This window comes from Cupriavidus basilensis OR16 (genome assembly GCF_000243095.1).
GTDB classification, from domain to species: Bacteria; Pseudomonadota; Gammaproteobacteria; order Burkholderiales; family Burkholderiaceae; genus Cupriavidus; species Cupriavidus basilensis_D.
In genome coordinates this window covers 1-1,009 of sequence record NZ_AHJE01000261.1, presented here as the reverse complement: position 1 = coordinate 1,009, position 1,009 = coordinate 1, and the positions used below count along the sequence as shown (strand labels likewise).

Here is a 1,009-nt window from a genome sequence, read left to right as displayed (position 1 = left end):
CTGGGGGGTTTTGCTTTTGCGCGTCGCAAAACGCGGAACACGGAACACGGAACACGAAACGTATCAGCCATTGCAGCCGGCGAATCACGCCGGCCGCAATGCCCCGCGGTTCAAGCTCAAGCTCAAGCCTTCTTCAACTGCTCCCGGATCGGCAGCGCGCGGATGCGCTTGCCGGTAGCCGCAAAGATCGCATTGCACAGCGCAGGCGCAATGGTCGGCATGGCCGGCTCACCGACACCGCCGAGCGGTGCGTCGAACCTGCCCGGCGCCAGATGCACATGGATCTGGCGCGGCGCCGAGGGCGCGCGCATCACCTCGTACTGGTGGAAGTTGTCCTGTTGGGCGCGCCCGTCCTTGAAGGTGATCTCACCCGTGGTGGCCAGGCTGATGCCCATGATGCAGGCGCCTTCCACCTGCGAGCGGATGCGGTCCGGGTTGACCTGCGCGCCGCAGTCCACTGCCATGTCGATGCGCGGCACGCTGATGCTGCCGTCGTCGGCCACCATCACCTCGATCACCGCCGCCACATAGGTCACGAAGCTGTAGCAGACCGCCAGCCCCAGCCCGTGCCCCTTCGGCAGCGTCTTGCCCCAGCCGGCTTCGCGCGTGGCCAGTTCGATCACGCCGCGCAGGCGGCCGATATCGAGCGGATATTGCTGCGGGGACTCGCCGTAGTTCCAGGTGTCGGACAGATGCGTCGGGTCGATGCGGCGGTCCGGGCCGAGCAGCGCCAGCAGGTAGTCGCGATGGTCGCACCCGGCTGCCGCCGCCAGTTCCGCCGCGAACGACTGCACGGCGAAGGCGTGGGGGATGTTGGACACCGAGCGGAACCAGCCGATGCGGGTGTGGGCTTGCACCTCCGGGTTTTCCACGCGCACGTTGGGAATGTCGAACGGCATGTTCACCGCCGACATGCCGAGCTCGAACGCGGCTTCGTTCTTCGCGCCGGCCACGAAGGTCGACGTGATGGTGGAAGCGGCGGTGCGATGCAGCCACGCCTGCGTCTTCG

Annotated in this window: 1 protein-coding gene; it reads right to left on the bottom strand. The window is 67.0% G+C overall.

Annotated elements, in window-relative coordinates; all coding sequences use genetic code 11:
* Positions 1-122: 122 nt before the first annotated feature.
* On the bottom strand, positions 123-1,009 hold an 887-nt coding region (locus tag OR16_RS38625), incomplete at its 5' end, for a molybdopterin cofactor-binding domain-containing protein (protein ID WP_006164784.1).